Raw genomic sequence first — 19761 nt, 5'->3', positions numbered from 1 at the left:
ACATCCAGTCAGCCAGGGGATTTGGGGGAAAGATGTTAAAAAACAGACGTTGCCGCCGCGCAGGCAAGGGTAACGCGCCAAACGCGGCATTAAGAGGATAAAATCAGGAGAGGAAGCTCACGCCCTGTTTTAAGACCAGATCGCAGGCTTTGGTTTTCACTTTTTCCGCCAGCGGGCTGCTGCCAAGGGTGTTCAGATTCAGCTGCTGGCCGTCTTTACTGGTCAGCAAGCCCTGAAGGCCCTCAAGATAGCTGGTGTCCTCTTTTTGTTTTTCCGGCGTGCTGAGACCCAGCTTATCCAGAACCTGATTTTTAACGTTTTCGGTATTGGTAACCGAAGCCAGCTTCTGTTTCGCGCAGTAAGACATAATCCCGGCGGCATTATTCATGCTGCTGGAAGTCAACGACTGGCTGCCGCCGTTGAGCAAACCGGTCAGCGAAGAGAGGGACATACCGCCGCTTTGCTGGCTTCCGCTCTGACTGCTGAGCTGGTTAGCGGCGCTGGAGAGCGAATCCTGCCAGGAGGTGGCGTGCGCGCCAAAGGTCAATAATGCGCCGGCCACCATTGCCGTGCGGAACAACGTTTTTGCAGATTTCATAGACGTACTCTTCGCCGTGACTGAATAATCCCCTGATTATAACGCCGGCGGGGTTCGGAAATATCTTAATACTCTTTTCCGGTTACGCGATCGCGGTAGCTGTCCCAGTTGAAGTTAACCCACAGGCTATTGCCCAGCCGCATCCGGTCCATCACGCGCTCGCCGAGCAGCTTGTTCATCTCGTCCATGGTGCTGTTGGTTAACATACCGGTAGGGCGCTTTGACGAAGAGCGGCGATCGACGATCTGGTTAATAATCACCTTTTCGTAGCGTGATTCCGTTTGCATGCCGATTTCGTCAATCACCAGCAGGTCCACTTTGCTCAGGTCGGTGAGCAGCTGCTCTTCGCTGGTTTCCCGGTTGCCAAAGGTATCTTTCATCGCTGACATGATATCGGCGACGGTGATAATCAACACCGACTTACCCCGAAGCAGCAGTTCGTTGCAGATAGCGGCGGCGAGATGGTTTTTTCCGGTGCCCGGTTTGCCGGAGAAGATAAAGCTGGCGATATTGCCGTCGAACTCCTCGACGTACTGGCGCGCTCGGGACAGCGCAATCATCTGGCCTTCACACTCCACCCGGTAGTTATCCAGCGAGCAGTTCTGATGCAGCGGGCGGATGCCGGAGCGGTTAAAGGTTCGCTGCATTTTCATGGCCCGGTTTTCGCGTTCCAGCGCCTCAGAACGCAGCTTGCCCTGTTCTTTTTGCCATGCCAGCAGCTCCTCACCTGTCTTAAACGCGGGTTCGACATGGGCTGGCATCATCTTTTGCAGGCGCTTCATTAAATCGCCGACATTTTTCATGCTCATCCTCGGAATCCTCGTGGAATGTGATTATCAGGTTCGCTAATCGCGTTGACGTCCCGGCGCGGCTGGCCGCCGTTGCTGGCCCGGCCAATCTGTACGCTGCGCGCCAGCTTCTGCTGCCACTGGACATGATGAAAGACTTTACCTTCCGCCTGCCAGTAAGCGACAAATGCCGCCAGCTCTTCCGGCGTAACGGGCTGGCTCAGGGCGATGCCCCACAGCGCGGCCAGGCGCTGAAAATCCGCATCCGGCTGCCAGTCGGCGTACATCGGAAATTTCCCCATCGGAACCGCAACGGGGGTCGCCGTCGGCTCGTCAAAAAACTGCGCGTCCAGCGCAATATCGCTGTTAGGACGCGCGAGTTTTGCTTCCAGCTCCAGCAGCTGCGCCAGACGCTCCGGCGTCAGCGCATAGAATGCGGGGGCGTTGTTGGCAAATACGGCGACGGCGCCGCTGGCCGATTTTGCCAGTACCGCTGCGTGATCCTGCATGAAGTCATCCAGACCGCTAAAATCGGTAGTTAATATTCGTGAAGACATAAATCAATCTCAACTCTGAACAACTAAAAAGAGAGGGGTAGCTGCACACATAGTAGCATAGAGGTCGCTCAGGAAGGAGCGCCGCGGGCGACCCGGCGGCGCGATTAGCTAGACGCGCGGACGCTTGCGATACAGCCAAAGCCCGGGGATAGACAAGCCAATGGATAATGCGCCAACGATCGATGAAGCCTTAAGGAAGTTGCTCAGCAGCATAATCATCATCTCTTCCGAGTAGCCGAAATGGCTGATTTTCACCGCTGAAATCATCGCGGTATAGGCGGAGATGCCGGGGAACATCGGGATCACCGCCGCTACGGTAAAAATCTTCGGGTGCGCCAGATACCAGCGGGACCACTGGATACCGATGCTACCAACCAGCAGGGCCGCCATAAACGTCGCCCACTCAATATTAAAACCCGCCGTCATCATGACCATGCGCGAGCCGTGGCCGATAGCGCCCAGCAGCGCGCACCAGCGCAGCGCCCGCTGCGGGACGTTGAACACCATGGCGAACCCGACGGCGGGAATGGCTGCCAGCATCATATCCAGCGCCAGTTCGTAGAGATAGAAAATTATGCCCATCCGCGTAGCCCCCACATCGTCATCGCCATCACCACGCCGATACAGGTGGCGAGCGTCAGCAGGCTGGCAATGGCCCAGCGCGCCAGACCGGTGTTGATATGCCCCTTAAACATGTCGGCAACGGCGTTGATCAGCGGAAAACCGGGTACCAGCAGCAGCACGCTGGCGGCCATCGCGATCGTCGGCGTGCTGGCGAAAGCCGGCAGGCGCAGCATCAGCCCGGAGATAGTCGTTGCGACGAAGGCGGTGAGGCAAAAGTTGATTTGCGGATGCATTGAACGATGGGTGAGTACCTGGCGAATATACATGGCTACCGTACTGGCGCAGAAGGTGATCAGCGCACCGTCCCAGCCGCCGTTGTTAAGTTTGCAAAAGCAGGCGCAGGAGAGGCCGACCATGAAAACCAGCAGCCAGCGCGGATAGCGCAGCGGCTTGATTTGCGCAAATCGTTTTTCGACATCCTTATAATCCAGCAGCTTATGCTCTGCCATAATCACAATATGCTGAACCTCCGTGACGACGTGCATGTTGATGCCGCGATCGGTGTTTTTTCGCGTTGAGGTCAGACACTCCCCGTCCTTAATGGTGGTGAGAACAATCGCATTCGAAGAGATGGCGCTTTCCACGCTATCCATCCCTAAGGCCAGACCCAGACGGGTTGAGAGCTCCTCAACCAGTGCGCTTTCCGCGCCGTGTTGTAATAAGAAAAGACCACATTGAATACACAATCGCGTGATAGCGCGCTGAGTTGCCCGATCTGCTTGCATAAATACCTGCTGTCCGTGATGCCCGTTGCCGTAGTGTCTGGCGATACTTTTACCTGAAGTCTTGTTTTAGCTGAGCGGTCAGGATCAAACAATGTGTAAAAAACCACCCGCTCTACGGGAACCCTGAAATTTGAACTCTGCCACACTTCCGCAAGATTGGTGAAAAGTCCAATTTTTGCACCCGTTTCTCCCTTCTTTTTCCCATCAGAGTTATCAAAAATGCAAATTCAAACTTTTAATAAACAAAAAACAAACAAATAATTAACCATGCTGAGGCGATGCGATGAAAACACAGGTGGCGATTATCGGAGCGGGCCCGTCGGGACTCCTGCTGGGGCAGTTATTACATCACGCCGGGATTCAGACCGTCATCCTTGAGCGACAGACGCCTGAGTATGTGCTGGGGAGGATCCGCGCGGGAATTCTGGAAAGCGGAACGGTAGAACTGCTGCGCGAAGCCGGGGCGGCCCGGCGAATGGATGCGGAAGGGCTGATCCATCACGGCGTCGAATTTTTGTTTGAGGGCAAGCGCGTACCGGTTCCGCTAACGGAACTGACGGCAGGCAAAAGCGTGATGGTGTATGGCCAGACCGAAGTGACGCGGGATTTGATGGCGGCGAGGGAGGCATGCGGGGCAGCGACGATTTATGGCGTCAGCGATGTCACCATTAATGAGGCAAAAAGCGATCGACCGTCGGTCTCTTTTATCAGCAATGGCGAAAACTGCCGCCTTGAGTGCGACTTTATCGCCGGCTGCGACGGCTTTCACGGCGTGTCCCGCCAGAGCATCCCGGCAGGGGTGCTGAAAGAGTACGAGAGCGTCTGGCCGTTTGGCTGGCTCGGGCTGCTGGCCGATACGCCACCGGTGAACCCGGAGCTGATTTACGCCCACCACGAGCGGGGGTTTGTGCTCTGTAGTCAGCGCTCACTAACTCGAAGCCGCTATTATCTGCAGGTACCGCTTAGCGAAAAGGTGGAGGAGTGGTCTGATGAACGCTTCTGGACTGAGCTCAAGCGGCGTCTCCCTGATGAGCTGACCAATAAGTTAGTAACCGGTCACTCACTTGAGAAGAGTATCGCGCCGCTGCGCAGCTATGTAGTGGAGCCGATGCAGTACGGGAGGCTATTTCTGCTGGGAGATGCGGCGCATATCGTACCGCCTACCGGGGCGAAGGGGCTGAATCTCGCGGCGTCCGATGTGAACTATCTTTGGCGGATCCTGCGTGAGTATTATCACCATGGCCGTATTGACCTCTTAGCCAGCTACTCGCGTTTGGCGCTGGATCGGGTGTGGAAAGGTGAGCGATTCAGCTGGTTTATGACGCGTCTGCTGCATGATTTTCCGCAACAAAGCGAGTTCGACAGAAAAATGCAGGCGGCGGATCGTCGCTACTATCTTGAATCACGCGCCGGGTTAACCACTATCGCTGAAAACTATGTGGGTCTGCCGATGGAACGCGTGGCGTAATAGAAAAGGCTCTGGAGTCGTGATGCAGGCAGCGAGTACCATTCCCGTTTTCAAACTGTATGGCGAAGATCAGGGCTGGCCAACGCCCGATCTTCTGCACTGTGAGTCCATACTCCAGCGCAGCCATCTTTATGAATGGCATATCCGCGTGCATCAGCACGCAGAGCTGGTGCAGCTACTGTATCTGCATAAAGGGCGGGCGGAGATTGAAATCGAAGGCGCGACGACCGTGATGACGGAGTCCTGTATTCAGGTGGTTCCGGCGCTATGTATTCATGGATTTCGCTTTTCGCCGGGTACGGAGGGCTACGTTTTGTCGCTGGCGCTGCCGCTGCTCGGAAGCCTTGAAAATCAGTTTGGCAGTCAGCTGGATGTGCTCGGCCAACCGCGTTGCGTGCCGGTGAAGAGCTCCCGGGGCCATATCCGGGCGCTGTTTACCGCTTTGCAAGAGGAGTACCGCGAAGATTACGATGCGCGCGAAATGATGCTTCATTCACTGCTGGGAGCGCTGTTGGTCTGGCTGAATCGGCAATATCAACCGCAGCTCATAACGGAGGACAAAGCGGAACGTAAGCGGAGCGTCATGCGTCATTTCTCGCGCCTTATCGAAAGCCACTATCGTGAACATATGCCATTAGCCGGGTATGCCAGGGAGGTGGGGGTGTCTGCGACTCATTTGAATTATTTGTGTCATGAATTTTATGGCTGCAGCGCACTGGGAGTTTTACATCAAAGGTTGATGCTTGAGGCGCGTCGCAACCTGCAGTACACCAGCATGACTATCGCTCAACTTTCTGATTACTTAGGGTTTACTGATGCGGCCTATTTTTCTCGCTTCTTTCGCCGCTATAGCGGTGAATCACCAAAAGTATTTAGGAAAAAAATAAAATAAATAAATCTTTATTTAATATATCTTAAGTTAGCGTATCTAACGACGATGTTAACCATTTCTAATTTATTGATGACAACTACCTGTGTTAATGTTAATCATTGGTATGGATAACAGCAATATGTTACTCCTCATTATTAAGTTGGCTTTAGGGTGCGATATCGCGCACCCGCCAGGGATGATAAAGATTCATTTGGGCAAAATAATTACGATGACTATTAAATTATGCATCCAATTGTTTTTCCGCCGGCGGTGAGTCTTCGACAGGAAGCGGAGGGTTTATGTTACCAGGACAAGGTAAGTTCGGCATTATTATCAGCAGAATACCGGTTATGCAGTCCGGCTTAAAAGCCATCGTTGGGGAGCATCTCCCTGATTATGAATTGAGTTTTTGTCGTTCTCAGGATGAGCTAACCCTGCTGCAGCTGCGTCGTGCAGTGTTAGTCATTGCTGACTTGTCCGGTGAAATAGAGCATCCAAGAAATATTTGCGAACATTACTACTCTTTAATGACTCAATACAGGGATATACACTGGGTCTTTATGGTAGGCAACGCCTGTTTTCCGTTAGCTGTTCAATTATTAATGCGTCCTGAAAGTACATTAATTTCGGACAGCGAGCCGGTAAAACGTCTCATTGAGGTTGTGCGCGCGGGTGGACTTGCCGCTGAACGAATTAGCCAGACGTTGTTCTCTCCTGAGGTAGAACGCATCGATGAAGAACCGCAAAAGCTGGTTATTCTGACTCTTTCTGAGCGTAAGGTGTTGAGGCTTCTTGCAAAAGGATGGGGAATTAATCAAATTGCTGCTTTATTGAAGAAGAGCAATAAAACCATAAGTGCGCAGAAAAATAGTGCTATGCGCCGCTTATCTTTGCGTAGTAATGCAGAGATGTATGCCTGGATTAATAGTGCACAGGGAATGAAGGAGCTGAATATTTATTCAGCCTATGGAGATCAAACAGAATGGAAAAAGACCTCACAACAAGATATGTCGCTATCGTAGAGAAATGTGCGATGACAGAAGTGGCGCTTCGCCACATATTAATTAATGAAAGTGGTAAGAATTATCGTATTCAGTTCTTTAAAGATACGATGGCATTAAAACGGGAGTTTCAGGCGAGAGATTTTTCTGCGATTATTTTTTCACTTTCAGGTAACCGCAGATCCCGACTTGAAAGCTTGCTCTTTCTCCATGAGATCGCGCGTTATTGTCCCGACACGCAAAGAATTATCTTAGCTAATGATGAAGCGGAAATGCGTTTGGTCAGCCATCTGACGCCTTCTCGCTTACACGGTATTTTGAATAAATCGGCCTGTCGGCTACAGCTGCAGGAGTGCTTGCTTCAGCTTCTCGATCGTAGCTATCCGGCGAATGAGAGCTCGTTAAGCCAAAAGCAGAGTATCTATAGCCAACTTTTGAGCCCAACGGAACATACCATCCTGCGATATATGTCTTATGGCTACTCGTTGCCGGAAATAGCGACGCAGCTGGAACGCAATATCAAAACGATTCGGGCCCATAAGTTTAACGCCATGACCAAGCTCGGCGTCAGTTCTGATATGGGACTACTGAGCGCGGCAGACATACTCATGCGCCTGTCGGCGAATAATGATGATGCCACGGTGATGCGCCTTGCTCAGTAACCTCAGCGGTCTGTTAAAGACACACGTCAATCCACTTAGCATCAGTCAGCTGCGCCAACCGTTCAGGTGAAATACGAACGGCGCTATATATTGAACCTGCTGCTGGCAGCACTTCCGGGTACTGCCTCAGTGAGATATCGCAGTACACAGCCAGCGGAACTTCCAGGCCAAATGGGCAGACGCCGCCAATGGGGTGTCCCGTTAGCGTAATGACCTCATCGCTGCTTAGCATACGGGCTTTAGCGCCAAAGGCTTCCTTTAGCTTTTTATTATCCAGGCGCGCATCGCCTTTCGCGACAACGAGAACAACCCTTTCTTTTATTTTTAAAGACAGGGTCTTGGCGATTTGCCCGGGTTCAACGTTATGCGCCGCTGCGGCTAACGCTACCGTGGCCGTGCTCTGAGTAAGTTCGATGATTTCGATATCGGGGGCGTGGTCAGTAAAAAACTGCCGCACGGACTGCAGACTCATTGGAATCTCCTGATTAAGGCTTGTTAAAAATCTGTCACAAGCTTCGCAAAGTGTAAATATCCATGGTAGAGAATCAAGATTCTTTTTAATTTCTGGATCTCCTTCACATTCACCGCAACCGGTTACTGTAACCGGTTGCGGTTATTCACAGAGACAGGAATACTGACAAGGTAACTTCCCTGCGTCACCTATAACAAAGAGCCGAAGATGAATCGAACCTGGTTGAGCAGTCGGGCCAGCAGGCTATCCGATTGGGTAACCCTCTCGCCGAAGCGGGTTCATCATAACGGCAAGATAATCGTTGTTGGGCCTGTTCATCTAGCCTGTCAGGAGGGCTGCTATGTCTGCTAACCATGCTGCATTTAATCTGATATTTCGCTTCGTAGAAAATTACATCAGCCCTGTCGCCGGACGCATCTCGTCTCAGCGCCACGTTATGGCAATCCGCGACGGTTTTATCTCCGCCATGCCGTTTATGATTGTCGGCTCTTTTCTGCTGGTATTTGCGTATCCGCCGTTTTCACCGGATACCACATGGGGATTTGCCCGCGCCTGGCTGGATCTGGCAAAAGAGTTTGAAGGGCGAATTCTGACGCCGTTCGATATGACGATGGGCATTATGTCGATCTACATTTGCGCCGCGATCGCCTATAACCTCGGCAAGCATTACGAAAAAACCAATCAGCTCGACCCCTTTATGTGCGCCATGCTGTCGATCATGGCCTTCCTGCTGGTGGCGGCGCCAAAAACGAACGGCAACCTGCCGGTAGATAGCCTGGGAGGAACGGGCATATTTACGGCGATTCTGGTGGCGGTCTACTGCGTTGAAATGATGCGCTTCCTGAAGGCGCATAATATCGGTATTCGCCTGCCGGATCAGGTGCCGCCGATGATCAAAAACTCGTTTGATCTGTTGATCCCGGTACTGGTTGTCGTCCTGACGCTCTATCCCCTGAGCCTGCTTATTCAGCATCATTTCGATATGCTGATCCCTCAGGCGATTATGGCTATCTTTAAGCCGCTGGTTTCCGCAGCGGACTCCTTACCCGCAATTTTGTTGGCGGTTCTGGTGGGCCACCTGCTGTGGTTTGCGGGGATCCACGGTGCGGCCATTGTTTCCGGCATGCTGCAAATGTTCTGGCTCACTAACCTCGGCATGAACCAGCAGGCCCTGGCTCAGGGGGCTCCGCTGCCGCATATCTTTATGGAAGCGTTCTGGACATTCTTTATTGTGATTGGCGGTTCAGGGGCGACGATGGGGCTGGTATTCTGCTATCTGCGCAGCCGCTCCGCGCATCTGCGTTCGATTGGCCGTCTGAGCGTGGTGCCAAGCCTGTTTAACATTAACGAGCCGGTTATTTTTGGCACCCCTATCGTGATGAACCCGGTGTTCTTTATTCCCTTCCTGCTGGCGCCGATGGTTAACGCCGTACTGGCCTGGGCGGCAATGAAGCTGGATCTTATCGGCCGGGTGATTTCGGTTGTTCCGTGGACTGCTCCGGCGCCGATTGGCGGCGCGTGGGCGCTGGGGTGGGATTTCCGGGCGGCGATTCTGGTGGTCGTCCTGGCCTGCGTTTCGGCGATTATCTACTTCCCGTTCTTCAAGGTGTACGAGAAACAGCTGCTCGCGCAGGAGGCCGAAGAGGCGCAGCGCATGGCGGAAGAGAGTCAGCAAACGGCATAAAAACAAACGGGCGGCTGAATAGCCGCCCGTTTGTTTTCACCATCGATTATTTCAGCGTACAGTCCCCGCACTGCTGTACGTCCGGCAGGCGATAGCGCTGGCAACAGGTGCGGCGCACGAGCTGCCCTTCACGTAAAACCACCGTACGCCACAGCGGGTTATCCTCACCGCCTGATAGCTGTTTGTTGAAGAAGAAGAGCTGACGCAGCGCGGCCACTTTTTCATCTCCGACCAGGGTTCTCATTTCCCCGAGATACCAGTTAATCAAATAACCCGTATTGCTCCAGATAAGTTTGCCATTGATATCGCCAGTGGCTTCAAGCGCCTGCACCACAGGTTGCAAAGCGGTGGTGACCAGCTTTTCCATCCGGGACTGCGCGGATTCTGCCGAGGAAGTACCTGCTGAATGGATATCAATCCAGAAACAGGCGGCACGGCCTGTTTCATGAAACTCGACGCGAAAATGCTCCGGCGCCAGGCTAACGGCGCGTTCTTCACTCAATAGCGCCAGCATTAACGGGGGCACCAGTAAACCGATGTACCATTGTGCCCAGAGGGATAGCAGCGGTTTTTGCTCACGGGCTTGCCCGGGCTGGTTGCGATAAATATGGTCAGAATACGTCGCGATTAACGAACTCAGCGTCGCGGGCTGCGACCACTCAGCCAGGGTGAGTGCATGGTGAGGGGCTTCTTCATTCAGACGGATAAAATCCAGCAGATGCGGACGTAACGCGGTAATCTTGTCCCGTATTGCGTTCGCCAGTTCACGCTCAGCCGAAGGGAGCGGAGCCCGCCAGATGATCTCATTGTTGAATGCAAGTGAACGGTAAGCCATCGGGTGCCAGATACAAATCTAAATGATAATGATTTCTGATACTAATGCCGCGGCACCGGCTTGGCAAGAAATTTGTCCGCGCGGCGACGCCTGCCGCGCGGTAAAGGCCTAGCTGGTGAGAATAATGTTACGTCCCATATTTTTGGCTTCGTAGAGCGCGTTGTCCGCCCGTTTCAGCGCGCTGTCGATATCCGCATCCATCAGCGGCGTCATGCCGATACTGATGGTCACGTTGGTCGCGACGCTTTCATTAAACATATGCGGGATTTTCAGATCGTAGACCCGCTGGCGGATGCGCTCTGCGGCCTGAAGGGCGTTTTCCGCACTGCTGCTGGTCAACAGCACCATAAACTCCTCGCCGCCAAAGCGGGCAACGATGTCGCGCGAGCGCACGGCGTTACGAATGGCGGCGGAGACCTGAATCAAAGCCTGGTCGCCCATCATATGCCCGTAGTGGTCGTTGTAGGCTTTGAAATGATCAATGTCCAGTAGCAGAACGTAATGCCCGGCGCCGTCGAGAGAAAGAATGGTGTCCAGCCGGTTTTGTAAGCCCCGGCGATTATACAAACCGGTAAGCGGATCCAACATACTGAGATCGTTAAGGGTATTGCGCTCCTTCAGCAGCTTATCCATGAGCCCCTGCGTGAATACATCGCTGCGTTTCTGAATAAGGCTTTGCAGGGTGATACCGGCAATAGGCAACAGAAAGCACCAGGACATGCGCAGCCATTGTTCTCCTCCGCCAAGAATCAGGCAGATAAGGTATGTGGGTAAAGAGTGCAAAGTAAAGCCAATGATATTGCTGGAAAAAGCAATGGTGCCAATAAATAACACGCTTAATAAGGCGATCACCAGGTAGTTAAAATGCGGCGGCCCCATCACCATTGCTTTTAGCGCAACGTGCCACGCCCAAAGCAGGCCAAATAGCAGAGAAATAACCGGAATATTTATTTTGTGCTGAGAGAATTTACAGTGCCATAGCAGCAGGACCGTGCTGCAGGCAACTATCAGAAAACAGGGTAATGTAAAAGTGATGACGGTAAAGAGCGGGCTGACAAGGGATAAGACGGATGAAACTAAATTAAGCAGTAAAAATAGCCGTAAGGAATACTGATATTTCTGTTCGTAATGGGAGCGCCAGGATTGTGCAGTCATGTCGGAGTTGTCATTATTAATCGTTAAAATTCAATGTGATGTTAGTTTGAAGTGAATAATAAAAAACAGTGCGCAAAATAAGGTTTTTACGAAATAATCAGATAATTTAATATATTATTTTTTTGCCGCTTAATTTATCACCTTCATGAATGTATGTCATTACCACAAACGTAAAGAATAAGGACGCGCTATTTTCCCGGGATGACAAATGATAAAAATTACCATATGATATTGGTTATCATTATCGTTGTGAGAGGCGAAAACATGTTGCAGCGAACTTTAGGGAGTGGATGGGGCGTGTTAATCCCTGGCGTACTGATTGCCGTCCTCGGGTTTGCCGATTTGTCGGTAGATGCCTGGCGCGGATTGGTGACGCTGGGAATGCTCATGTCAGCGGTGATGATTTGGCACCGTCAGCTAAGGCACTTTGTTCTGCTGCCATCATGCGTGGCGCTGGTCAGTGGGATGATGCTGATAATAATGAATTTGAAGCTGATGGGATAAAACGGAAGGGTAAGAATATTGGTGCGAGGGGGGGGACTTGAACCCCCACGTCCGTAAGGACACTAACACCTGAAGCTAGCGCGTCTACCAATTCCGCCACCTTCGCATACCATCGACACTATGAAAGTATCGTTACCACGGAGGCGCATTCTAGTGGTTTTCAGCTATTCGTCAATAGTTAATTGTATCAGTTGGATTGATTGTTGCAAAAATGGACGGTCAGAGAGGAAAAACATCGGCGACCAGCGTCTGCTGGCGCCGAAAAAACGCAGGATTATTTCTTCGCCTGACGGGTCATCACCGTCCGGTAGACCTTAAAGCGGCCCGTTTGGGCAATCACTTCATGGAAGCCGAAGATCTCATCCAGCACGTTCGGATAGGGCAGGAAGGCGTTAGCGACGATGCGCAGCTCGCCGCCGCTGTTCAAATGACGAACGGCGCCGCGAATCAGCGTTTGCGCGGCCTCCAGGCTGGTTTGTAGACCATCGTGGAAAGGCGGGTTGGAGATAATCATGTCGAAGCGGCCGTTCACTTCAGAGAACACGTTGCTGGCGAACACTTCCCCTTCGATGCCGTTAGCGGCCAGCGTGGCGCGACTGGCTTCAACTGCCGGGGCGCTGACGTCGCACAACGAGAGGCGGACTTTAGGCGAGTGGCTGGCCAGCACGGTTGCCAGCACGCCGGCGCCGCAGCCGACATCAAGCACTTTACCTTTGGTATGCGGCGTCAGCGTGGAAAGCAGCAGCTGGCTACCGACATCCAGGCCATCGCGGCTGAAGACGCCCGGCAGCGTTTTAATCGTCAGATTATCCAGCGAATACTCGCCCCAGTACTGTTCTGGATTGAACGCGGGCTGTTTTTCCAGACGACCGTGATACAGCCCACAGCGGCGCGCGCTGTCGACTTTGCTCAGCGGCGCATATTCCGCCAGCATCTGCTCGGCGCTGCGCACGCCGCTGCGGTTTTCGCCAACCACGAAAATATCAATACCGGTCGGCAGCAGCGAAAGCAGGTTCATCAGCTGAAACTGCGCTTCCGGTTTGTTCTTTGGCCAGTAGTAAATCAGCGTATCGCAATCGGCGACATCGCCGGCCTCTGCGACCAGGCTATAGCGGGCATTTTCGCCCATCTGGCGGCTCAGTACCTGCCAGTGGTGGAACTGCTGGGTATGGGCGCGGCTGGCGGCCGTGTCCAGACGTGCGGGCAGGTCATCCTGCAGGTCACCGGCAAACAGAACGCGGGCGGACTCGAAATCATCACTGTGGCGCAGCAAGACTTCACTTGCCGGGGTAAAAGCGGACATGAAACACTCCTTCATTAAGACTGGCGCCGATTATACACGTTATCTTTCGGCCTGCCTCTTTGTTGGCGGCGGGATGCGCTCCGACCGCCGCGTAGTTTGTTGGCGCAGATACGACGGATTTGCTATATTGCGCGCTTAATTAACAGGAGTGTTTCGCTATGACATCCCGACGAGACTGGCAATTACAGCAGCTGGGCATCACCCAGTGGTCGCTACGTCGTCCTGGGGCGTTACAGGGTGAAATCGCTATCTCGCTTCCTGGACACATTCGTCTGGTGATGGTGGCGGAAGAACCGCCATCGCTGACCGAACCGCTAATCAGCGATATTCTGCGCGCGCTGGCCCTGATGCCGGAGCAGGTGATGCAGCTGACGCCTGAACGCGTTGCGATGCTGCCTCAGGACGCACGCTGTAATAGCTGGCGGCTGGGCACCGACGCGCCGCTGCTGCTGGCGGGCGCACAGCTTTCCACGCCCGCTTTCGATGAACTTCAGACCAGCACGCCTGCTCGCATGGCGCTCTGGCAACAGATTTGCGCACATGAACACGATTTCTACCCTCAATCCGGCTGATTTGCCCCGCGCCTGGCAAATTGAAACGCGCGCCCACGCTTTTCCGTGGAGCGAACAGACGTTTGCCAGTAATCAGGGCGAGCGCTATCTGAATCTTCAACTGTCCGTGGACGGCGTGATGGCGGCCTTTGCCATTACGCAAATCGTGCTCGACGAAGCGACGCTGTTCAATATTGCCGTCGACCCCGCTTTCCAGCGTCGCGGTCTGGGCAGGGCGCTGCTGGAACGGGTGATTGATGAAGTTGAAAAACGCGGCGTCGTCACGCTGTGGCTGGAGGTGCGCGCGTCTAACGTCGCCGCCATCGCGCTCTATGAAAGCTTAGGCTTTAACGAGGCGACGATTCGCCGCAACTATTACCCCACGGTCGACGGACGTGAGGACGCCATCATAATGGCACTGCCAATCAGTATGTAAGACAAGGTGATACGATGAAGTGGGACTGGATTTTCTTTGATGCCGACGAAACGTTATTTACGTTTGACTCATTTAGCGGCCTACAGCGGATGTTTCTCGACTATAGCGTGACGTTCTCCGCAGAGGATTTTCAGGACTACCAGGCCGTGAATAAGCCGCTATGGGTGGATTATCAAAACGGTGCCATTACCTCTCTTCAGCTGCAGCATCAGCGCTTTGACGGTTGGGCGGAACGCCTGAACGTCCCTCCCGGCGAGCTGAACGCCGCGTTTATGAACGCGATGGCGGAGATCTGCTCGCCGCTGCCGGGGGCGGTATCGCTGCTTGATTCGCTGCAGGGGAAGGTAAAAATGGGCATCATCACCAACGGTTTTACCTCACTGCAGCAGACGCGTCTTGAACGTACCGGACTGCGCGATCACTTTGATTTGCTCATTATTTCCGAAGAGGTTGGGGTGGCTAAGCCGGATGCGCGTATTTTCGACTATGCGCTGGCGCAGGCGGGCAATCCCGATCGTTCGCGGGTGCTGATGGTTGGCGATACGGCGGAATCGGATATTCGCGGCGGCGTGAATGCCGGCCTGGCGACCTGCTGGTTCAATCCCCATCAGCGCGAACTGCCCGCGGACCTCCGCGCGGACTGGACGGTCACCTCTTTAAGCGAACTGGAGCAACTCCTGTGTAAACACTGATTGCCTCCCCCCCATTGATGGGTAAAATAGCCGCAATTTTTTCGTATTCAACATGCGCGGCGCGTTGCCGCGTTTACTAAGAAGATTGAATTATGACGTTGTCTCCTTATTTGCAGGAGGTGGCCAAGCGCCGCACTTTTGCCATTATTTCTCACCCGGATGCCGGTAAAACGACCATTACTGAAAAGGTGCTGTTATTCGGACAGGCTATTCAGACCGCCGGAACGGTGAAAGGTCGCGGCTCCAGCCAGCATGCGAAATCTGACTGGATGGAGATGGAAAAGCAGCGCGGTATCTCCATCACCACGTCCGTGATGCAGTTCCCGTATCACGACTGCCTGGTTAACCTGCTCGACACCCCGGGCCACGAAGACTTCTCCGAGGATACCTACCGTACCCTGACGGCGGTGGACTGCTGCCTGATGGTTATCGATGCCGCGAAAGGCGTCGAGGATCGTACCCGTAAGCTGATGGAAGTCACCCGTCTGCGCGATACGCCGATCCTGACGTTCATGAACAAACTCGACCGCGACATCCGCGATCCGATGGAGCTGCTGGATGAAGTGGAAAACGAGCTGAAAATCGGCTGCGCGCCGATCACCTGGCCGATTGGCTGCGGCAAACTGTTCAAGGGCGTTTACCATCTTTATAAAGATGAAACCTACCTGTATCAGACCGGTAAAGGCCACACCATCCAGGAAGTGCGCATCGTGAAGGGGCTGGATAACCCGGAGCTTGATGCCGCGGTGGGTGAAGACCTGGCGCAGCAGCTGCGCGATGAGCTGGAGCTGGTGCAGGGCGCGTCTAACGAATTCGATAAAGAGCTGTTCCTGGCGGGCGAAATTACGCCGGTATTCTTCGGCACCGCGCTGGGTAACTTTGGCGTCGATCATATGCTGGACGGTTTAGTGGAGTGGGCGCCTGCGCCGATGCCGCGCAAAACCGACACCCGCACCGTGGATGCCGCGGAGGAGAAGTTCACCGGCTTCGTCTTTAAAATTCAGGCCAACATGGACCCGAAACACCGCGACCGCGTGGCCTTTATGCGCGTGGTTTCCGGTAAGTACGAGAAGGGTATGAAGATGCGCCAGGTGCGTATCGGCAAGGACGTGGTGATCTCCGACGCGCTGACCTTTATGGCCGGCGACCGTTCGCATGTGGAAGAGGCGTATCCGGGCGATATCCTGGGTCTGCATAACCACGGCACCATTCAGATTGGCGATACCTTCACCCAGGGTGAAATGATGAAGTTCACCGGTATCCCGAACTTCGCCCCGGAACTGTTCCGCCGCATTCGCCTGAAAGATCCGCTCAAGCAGAAACAGCTGCTGAAAGGGCTGGTTCAGCTCTCTGAAGAGGGGGCTGTGCAGGTGTTCCGTCCGATCGCCAATAACGATCTGATCGTTGGCGCGGTGGGTGTGCTGCAGTTTGATGTGGTTGTTGCTCGCCTGAAGAGCGAGTACAACGTTGAGGCGATTTACGAGTCCGTCAACGTCGCGACCGCACGCTGGGTGGAATGCAGCGACGCGAAGAAATTCGAAGAGTTTAAGCGTAAGAACGAAATTCAGCTGGCGCTGGATGGCGGCGATAACCTGACTTATATCGCCCCGACCATGGTTAACCTGAACCTGACGCAGGAACGTTACCCTGACGTCCAGTTCCGTAAAACCCGCGAGCACTAATCCTCTCCGGAGCGCGGTTTTCGCCGCGCTCCACGCCATTTTCCCCTCGGATTGCCCTTTCTGGAAAGTTCTTAATTCTTACCGTTTTGCGCGCTTTTTTACCCGTTCATGCCGCACTCTTCCGCGTATCTACTACATTTAATAAGTAATTTTTGGAATCCTGGCTTAATAGACTACTTATTTTGCTTTACCTGCTTAGATATAACGAGGAACAACGATGACAAAACTTAAGAGCGGCAAGACACTCCTGGCCCTCTTCCTGGGCTCAGCAATAATCAGCGCTTCGGCGTATGCGGAAAACTCGGCCGCGGATAGCGCAAAATCTGCAGCAAGCAATGCCGGGCAAGCCGTTGATAATTCGATGAACAAAGTCGGGAATTTTATGGACGACAGCACCATCACCGCCAGGGTGAAAGCGGCGCTGATCGATCATAAAGATATTCGCAGCACCGATATCTCTGTGAAAACTGAAAACAAAGTCGTCACGTTAAGCGGTACGGTTGACAGTTCAGAGCAGCATAAGCAGGCGCTTAGCGTAGCGAAAGCGGTTGAAGGCGTGACCTCCGTTAACGACAAGCTTAGCGTACAGAACGAAAAATCTGCTTCTCTGAAGGGCTACGCCGGCGACACGGCGGTGACCAGCGAGATCAAAGCGAAATTACTGGCTGACGATATCGTTCCGTCGCGTAACGTGAAGGTGGAGACCACCGATGGCGTTGTACATTTATCCGGTACGGTAGAGTCCAGTAAGCAGTCGGAGCGGGCGGAAGGTATTGCGAAAGCCGTTTCCGGCGTCAAAAGCGTGAAGAATGACCTTAGCGTCAAATAAATCTATTCACTAAAAAAATTTATTCTGCGGTCTTTCCGCAGGATGTGTAGCACCACAGGGTTGTGTATGCGCGGCCTGAGTGCGCAGAAAATCGACCGTCATTAACTATGGTAAGGAGAGACGTATGTTTAGATGGGGCATTATTTTTCTGGTGATCGCGTTAATTGCCGCCGCTCTGGGCTTTGGTGGCCTGGCGGGTACCGCTGCCTGGGCTGCGAAAATTGTCTTCGTTGTCGGTATTATCCTGTTCCTGGTCAGCCTGTTCACCGGCCGTCGGCGTCCCTAGACGTTAAAGACGTTAACGCGTGAAATACCGTCTTACATAAAGCCAGTCAATGTGACTGGCTTTCTCAGTTTCAGGGCGTTAAAAATTGCGTTACCTTTGTTTTTATAATAAGCCAGACAGGAAAGCAGGGTGGGGCAGCGAATTCCCGTTACGTTGGGCAACATTACGCCGTTATCTGTTAAACCCTTCCAGCCGGGCAGGCTCGCACTGGTGTGCGAAGGCGGGGGGCAGAGAGGGATTTTTACCGCCGGGGTACTGGACGAATTTATGCGCGCGGGATTCAACCCGTTCGACATGATGTTCGGTACCTCTGCCGGGGCGCAAAATCTCTCGGCCTATCTGTGCAACCAGCCCGGCTATGCCCGCAAAGTGATCACCCGCTACACCACCGCCCGCGAGTTTTTCGACCCGATGCGTTTTGTGCGCGGCGGGAATCTTATCGATCTTGACTGGCTGGTCGACACCACCTCGAAAAAGATGCCGCTGGCGATGGCCTATGCTGAAGATTGTTTTGCTCAGGGAAAAGAGTTCTGGATGTGCGCCTGTCGCGGCGATGATTACACGCCAAACTACTTTTCCCCCACTCAGCAGACCTGGCTTGACCTGATTCGCGCCTCCAGCGCCATTCCCGGTTTTTACCGCAGCGGCGTGCTGCTGGATGGCGTGAGCTATCTTGACGGCGGCGTCAGCGATGCGATCCCCGTACAGGAAGCGGCCCGCCGAGGGGCGCAAACCATCGTAGTGATCCGCACCGTTCCGTCCCAGATGTACTACACGCCGCAGTGGTTTAAACGGATGGAGCGCTGGCTTGGCGAAAGTAGTCTGCAGCCGTTTGTGAATCTGGTGCAGCATCACGAAACCACCTATCGCTCCACGCAAGAGTTCATTGAAAAACCGCCGGGTAAGCTGAGAATCCTGGAAATTTATCCGCAGAAGCCGTTGAAGAGTATGGCGTTAGGCAGCCGTCTTCCGGCGTTGCTGGAGGACTACAAGACCGGACGCCAGTGCGGGCGCTACTTTCTCGCTACCGTCGGTAAACTGCTGGCCGACAGACCGCCGCTGCTGCGCCATGCGCCGCGTATTGCGGTACCGAAAACGGTCGTTATTCCGCCAGCGCCGGTGGCCAATGAGATCCCTCAGGCGCCGGTCATCGCGGCGGTGCAGGCCAATGATGCCAGCTTTGAAAATGAGGACCTGGCGTGACCATACGATTTATTGATACCCACTGCCATTTCGATTTTCCCCCTTTCATCGGCGACGAAAGCGCCAGCATTGCCCGGGCGGCGGAGGCTGGCGTGACGCAGATCGTGGTACCTGCGACAGAAGCGGATAACTTTGCCCGCGTGTTAGCGCTGGCGGAGAAATATGATGCGCTCTACGCCGCCTTAGGCCTCCACCCGATAGCGATTGAACGGCATAGCGCAGAGAGTCTTGAACGGCTTGAAGCCTGCCTGGCGAAACGCGACGCTAAGCTGGTCGCGGTTGGGGAAATCGGTCTCGATCTCTATCGGGAAGATCCGCAGTTTGCGCGTCAGGTTTCTGTATTTGAGGCGCAGATGCGGCTGGCGAAACGCTACGATTTGCCGGCGATCCTCCACTCCAGACGCACTCACGACAAGCTGGCGATGCTGCTGAAAAAGCACGCTTTACCGCGAACCGGCGTAGTGCACGGTTTTGCCGGTAGCCTTCAGCAGGCGGAGCGGTTTGTGCAACTGGGCTACAAGATTGGCGTTGGCGGCACCATTACCTATCCGCGCGCCAGTAAGACCCGCGATGTGATCGCGCAGCTGCCGCTTTCGGCGCTGCTGCTGGAGACCGATGCGCCGGATATGCCGTTGAACGGTTTCCAGGGGCAGCCGAACAGGCCAGAACGGGTGGCTCGCGTCTTCTCCACCTTATGCGAGCTACGCTCTGAGCCCGCGGAAGAGATAGCGAATACCCTGATTGATAATACAAATGCGCTTTTTGCGCTTCCGTAGCGCTTTGCTGAGTGACCTGTGTCTCATTCCTGCCTTTTTATCTCATTGTTTTGCTTAAA

Annotated in this window: 23 protein-coding genes and 1 tRNA gene; 14 read left to right on the top strand and 10 right to left on the bottom strand. The window is 53.8% G+C overall.

What is annotated here, in order from left to right; genetic code table 11:
- Positions 1 to 103 precede the first annotated feature (103 nt).
- The 5 genes from ABLU96_RS17660 to ABLU96_RS17640 form a co-directional block, all read right to left on the bottom strand.
- Entirely contained in the window at positions 104 to 598 is a 495-nt protein-coding gene (locus tag ABLU96_RS17660) for a DUF2501 domain-containing protein (RefSeq protein ID WP_014227812.1), read from the bottom strand.
- A 65-nt stretch (positions 599 to 663) separates the two neighbouring features.
- A complete protein-coding gene (gene dnaC, locus ABLU96_RS17655; RefSeq protein WP_014227813.1) occupies positions 664 to 1401 on the bottom strand; it encodes a DNA replication protein DnaC in 738 nt (245 codons plus the stop codon).
- Positions 1402 to 1403: 2 nt separating this feature from the next.
- The gene (gene dnaT / locus ABLU96_RS17650) at positions 1404 to 1943 is read right to left on the bottom strand and encodes a primosomal protein DnaT (protein ID WP_009652817.1); all 540 of its coding nucleotides are present in this window, start codon (positions 1941 to 1943) and stop codon (positions 1404 to 1406) included.
- 108 nt (positions 1944 to 2051) lie between these two features.
- Positions 2052 to 2525, bottom strand: coding sequence for a threonine/serine exporter (locus ABLU96_RS17645; protein WP_004098364.1), 474 nt, complete (start codon positions 2523 to 2525; stop codon positions 2052 to 2054).
- Positions 2516 to 3292, bottom strand: coding sequence for a threonine/serine exporter ThrE family protein (locus ABLU96_RS17640; RefSeq protein ID WP_048262650.1), 777 nt, complete (start codon positions 3290 to 3292; stop codon positions 2516 to 2518). Before ABLU96_RS17640 ends, ABLU96_RS17645 begins: the two co-directional genes overlap by 10 nt.
- Positions 3293 to 3575: 283 nt before the next feature.
- On the opposite strand from ABLU96_RS17640, the gene pobA reads away from it, so the two are divergent.
- The 4 genes from pobA to bglJ all read left to right on the top strand — a co-directional run bounded on the left by pobA (position 3576) and on the right by bglJ (position 7294).
- Positions 3576 to 4760, top strand: a complete 1185-nt coding sequence (pobA, locus tag ABLU96_RS17635) for a 4-hydroxybenzoate 3-monooxygenase (RefSeq protein ID WP_032747826.1) — start codon at positions 3576 to 3578, stop codon at positions 4758 to 4760.
- Positions 4761 to 4782: 22 nt separating this feature from the next.
- Positions 4783 to 5652 (top strand): helix-turn-helix domain-containing protein, encoded by an 870-nt coding sequence (locus ABLU96_RS17630; RefSeq protein ID WP_064406235.1) that lies wholly within the window; start codon positions 4783 to 4785, stop codon positions 5650 to 5652.
- 278 nt (positions 5653 to 5930) lie between these two features.
- Positions 5931 to 6653: a LuxR C-terminal-related transcriptional regulator gene (locus tag ABLU96_RS17625; RefSeq protein ID WP_014227819.1), complete on the top strand. Its 723-nt coding sequence runs from the start codon at positions 5931 to 5933 to the stop codon at positions 6651 to 6653.
- Positions 6614 to 7294: a DNA-binding transcriptional activator BglJ gene (bglJ, locus tag ABLU96_RS17620; protein ID WP_025106872.1), complete on the top strand. Its 681-nt coding sequence runs from the start codon at positions 6614 to 6616 to the stop codon at positions 7292 to 7294. The genes ABLU96_RS17625 and bglJ overlap by 40 nt, the downstream gene beginning before the upstream one ends.
- 13 nt (positions 7295 to 7307) lie before the next feature.
- Here bglJ and ABLU96_RS17615 read toward each other — a convergent pair whose 3' ends face one another.
- A complete protein-coding gene (locus ABLU96_RS17615) occupies positions 7308 to 7766 on the bottom strand; it encodes a YbaK/EbsC family protein (protein ID WP_014227821.1) in 459 nt (152 codons plus the stop codon).
- A gap of 340 nt (positions 7767 to 8106) precedes the next feature.
- Between ABLU96_RS17615 and ABLU96_RS17610 the strand changes: the two genes are divergently transcribed.
- On the top strand, positions 8107 to 9450 hold the full coding sequence (locus ABLU96_RS17610) for a PTS sugar transporter subunit IIC (protein ID WP_025106871.1): 1344 nt from the start codon (positions 8107 to 8109) through the stop codon (positions 9448 to 9450).
- Between the two features lie 46 nt (positions 9451 to 9496).
- Here ABLU96_RS17610 and fhuF read toward each other — a convergent pair whose 3' ends face one another.
- Together fhuF and ABLU96_RS17600 are read right to left on the bottom strand one after the other, a co-directional pair.
- Entirely contained in the window at positions 9497 to 10285 is a 789-nt protein-coding gene (gene fhuF / locus ABLU96_RS17605; protein WP_025106870.1) for a siderophore-iron reductase FhuF, read from the bottom strand.
- 108 nt (positions 10286 to 10393) lie between these two features.
- On the bottom strand, positions 10394 to 11440 hold the full coding sequence (locus ABLU96_RS17600) for a GGDEF domain-containing protein (RefSeq protein ID WP_014227824.1): 1047 nt from the start codon (positions 11438 to 11440) through the stop codon (positions 10394 to 10396).
- Between the two features lie 264 nt (positions 11441 to 11704).
- On the opposite strand from ABLU96_RS17600, the gene ABLU96_RS17595 reads away from it, so the two are divergent.
- Complete coding sequence (locus tag ABLU96_RS17595) at positions 11705 to 11944, top strand: DUF1435 domain-containing protein (protein ID WP_033836844.1); 240 nt, start codon at positions 11705 to 11707, stop codon at positions 11942 to 11944.
- A gap of 19 nt (positions 11945 to 11963) precedes the next feature.
- Here the strand turns inward: ABLU96_RS17595 and ABLU96_RS17590 are convergent.
- Positions 11964 to 12050: transfer RNA gene (locus ABLU96_RS17590), tRNA-Leu, on the bottom strand.
- A 168-nt stretch (positions 12051 to 12218) separates the two neighbouring features.
- Entirely contained in the window at positions 12219 to 13247 is a 1029-nt protein-coding gene (gene rsmC, locus ABLU96_RS17585) for a 16S rRNA (guanine(1207)-N(2))-methyltransferase RsmC (protein WP_064406233.1), read from the bottom strand.
- A 158-nt stretch (positions 13248 to 13405) separates the two neighbouring features.
- On the opposite strand from rsmC, the gene ABLU96_RS17580 reads away from it, so the two are divergent.
- The 8 genes from ABLU96_RS17580 to ABLU96_RS17545 all read left to right on the top strand — a co-directional run bounded on the left by ABLU96_RS17580 (position 13406) and on the right by ABLU96_RS17545 (position 19702).
- Positions 13406 to 13819 (top strand): DNA polymerase III subunit psi, encoded by a 414-nt coding sequence (locus ABLU96_RS17580; RefSeq protein WP_014227827.1) that lies wholly within the window; start codon positions 13406 to 13408, stop codon positions 13817 to 13819.
- Complete coding sequence (gene rimI, locus ABLU96_RS17575) at positions 13788 to 14234, top strand: ribosomal protein S18-alanine N-acetyltransferase (RefSeq protein ID WP_004098383.1); 447 nt, start codon at positions 13788 to 13790, stop codon at positions 14232 to 14234. Before ABLU96_RS17580 ends, rimI begins: the two co-directional genes overlap by 32 nt.
- A 14-nt stretch (positions 14235 to 14248) precedes the next feature.
- A complete protein-coding gene (gene yjjG / locus ABLU96_RS17570) occupies positions 14249 to 14926 on the top strand; it encodes a pyrimidine 5'-nucleotidase (protein ID WP_004098385.1) in 678 nt (225 codons plus the stop codon).
- Positions 14927 to 15018: 92 nt separating this feature from the next.
- Complete coding sequence (gene prfC / locus ABLU96_RS17565; RefSeq protein WP_064406231.1) at positions 15019 to 16608, top strand: peptide chain release factor 3; 1590 nt, start codon at positions 15019 to 15021, stop codon at positions 16606 to 16608.
- Between the two features lie 217 nt (positions 16609 to 16825).
- A complete protein-coding gene (gene osmY / locus ABLU96_RS17560) occupies positions 16826 to 17437 on the top strand; it encodes a molecular chaperone OsmY (protein ID WP_064406228.1) in 612 nt (203 codons plus the stop codon).
- A gap of 124 nt (positions 17438 to 17561) precedes the next feature.
- A complete protein-coding gene (locus tag ABLU96_RS17555) occupies positions 17562 to 17723 on the top strand; it encodes a DUF1328 domain-containing protein (RefSeq protein WP_003856556.1) in 162 nt (53 codons plus the stop codon).
- Between the two features lie 129 nt (positions 17724 to 17852).
- Positions 17853 to 18926 carry a patatin family protein gene (locus ABLU96_RS17550; protein WP_004128693.1) on the top strand — a complete coding sequence of 358 codons (1074 nt, stop codon included), beginning with the start codon at positions 17853 to 17855 and terminating at the stop codon, positions 18924 to 18926.
- A complete protein-coding gene (locus ABLU96_RS17545; RefSeq protein WP_064406226.1) occupies positions 18923 to 19702 on the top strand; it encodes a metal-dependent hydrolase in 780 nt (259 codons plus the stop codon). The genes ABLU96_RS17550 and ABLU96_RS17545 overlap by 4 nt, the downstream gene beginning before the upstream one ends.
- The last annotated feature ends 59 nt before the right edge of the window (positions 19703 to 19761 follow it).

Origin of the sequence: Klebsiella sp. CN_Kp106 (assembly GCF_040064575.1) — a bacterium.
GTDB classification, from domain to species: domain Bacteria; phylum Pseudomonadota; class Gammaproteobacteria; order Enterobacterales; family Enterobacteriaceae; genus Klebsiella; species Klebsiella michiganensis.
This window is presented reverse-complemented; position numbering and strand designations above follow the sequence as displayed.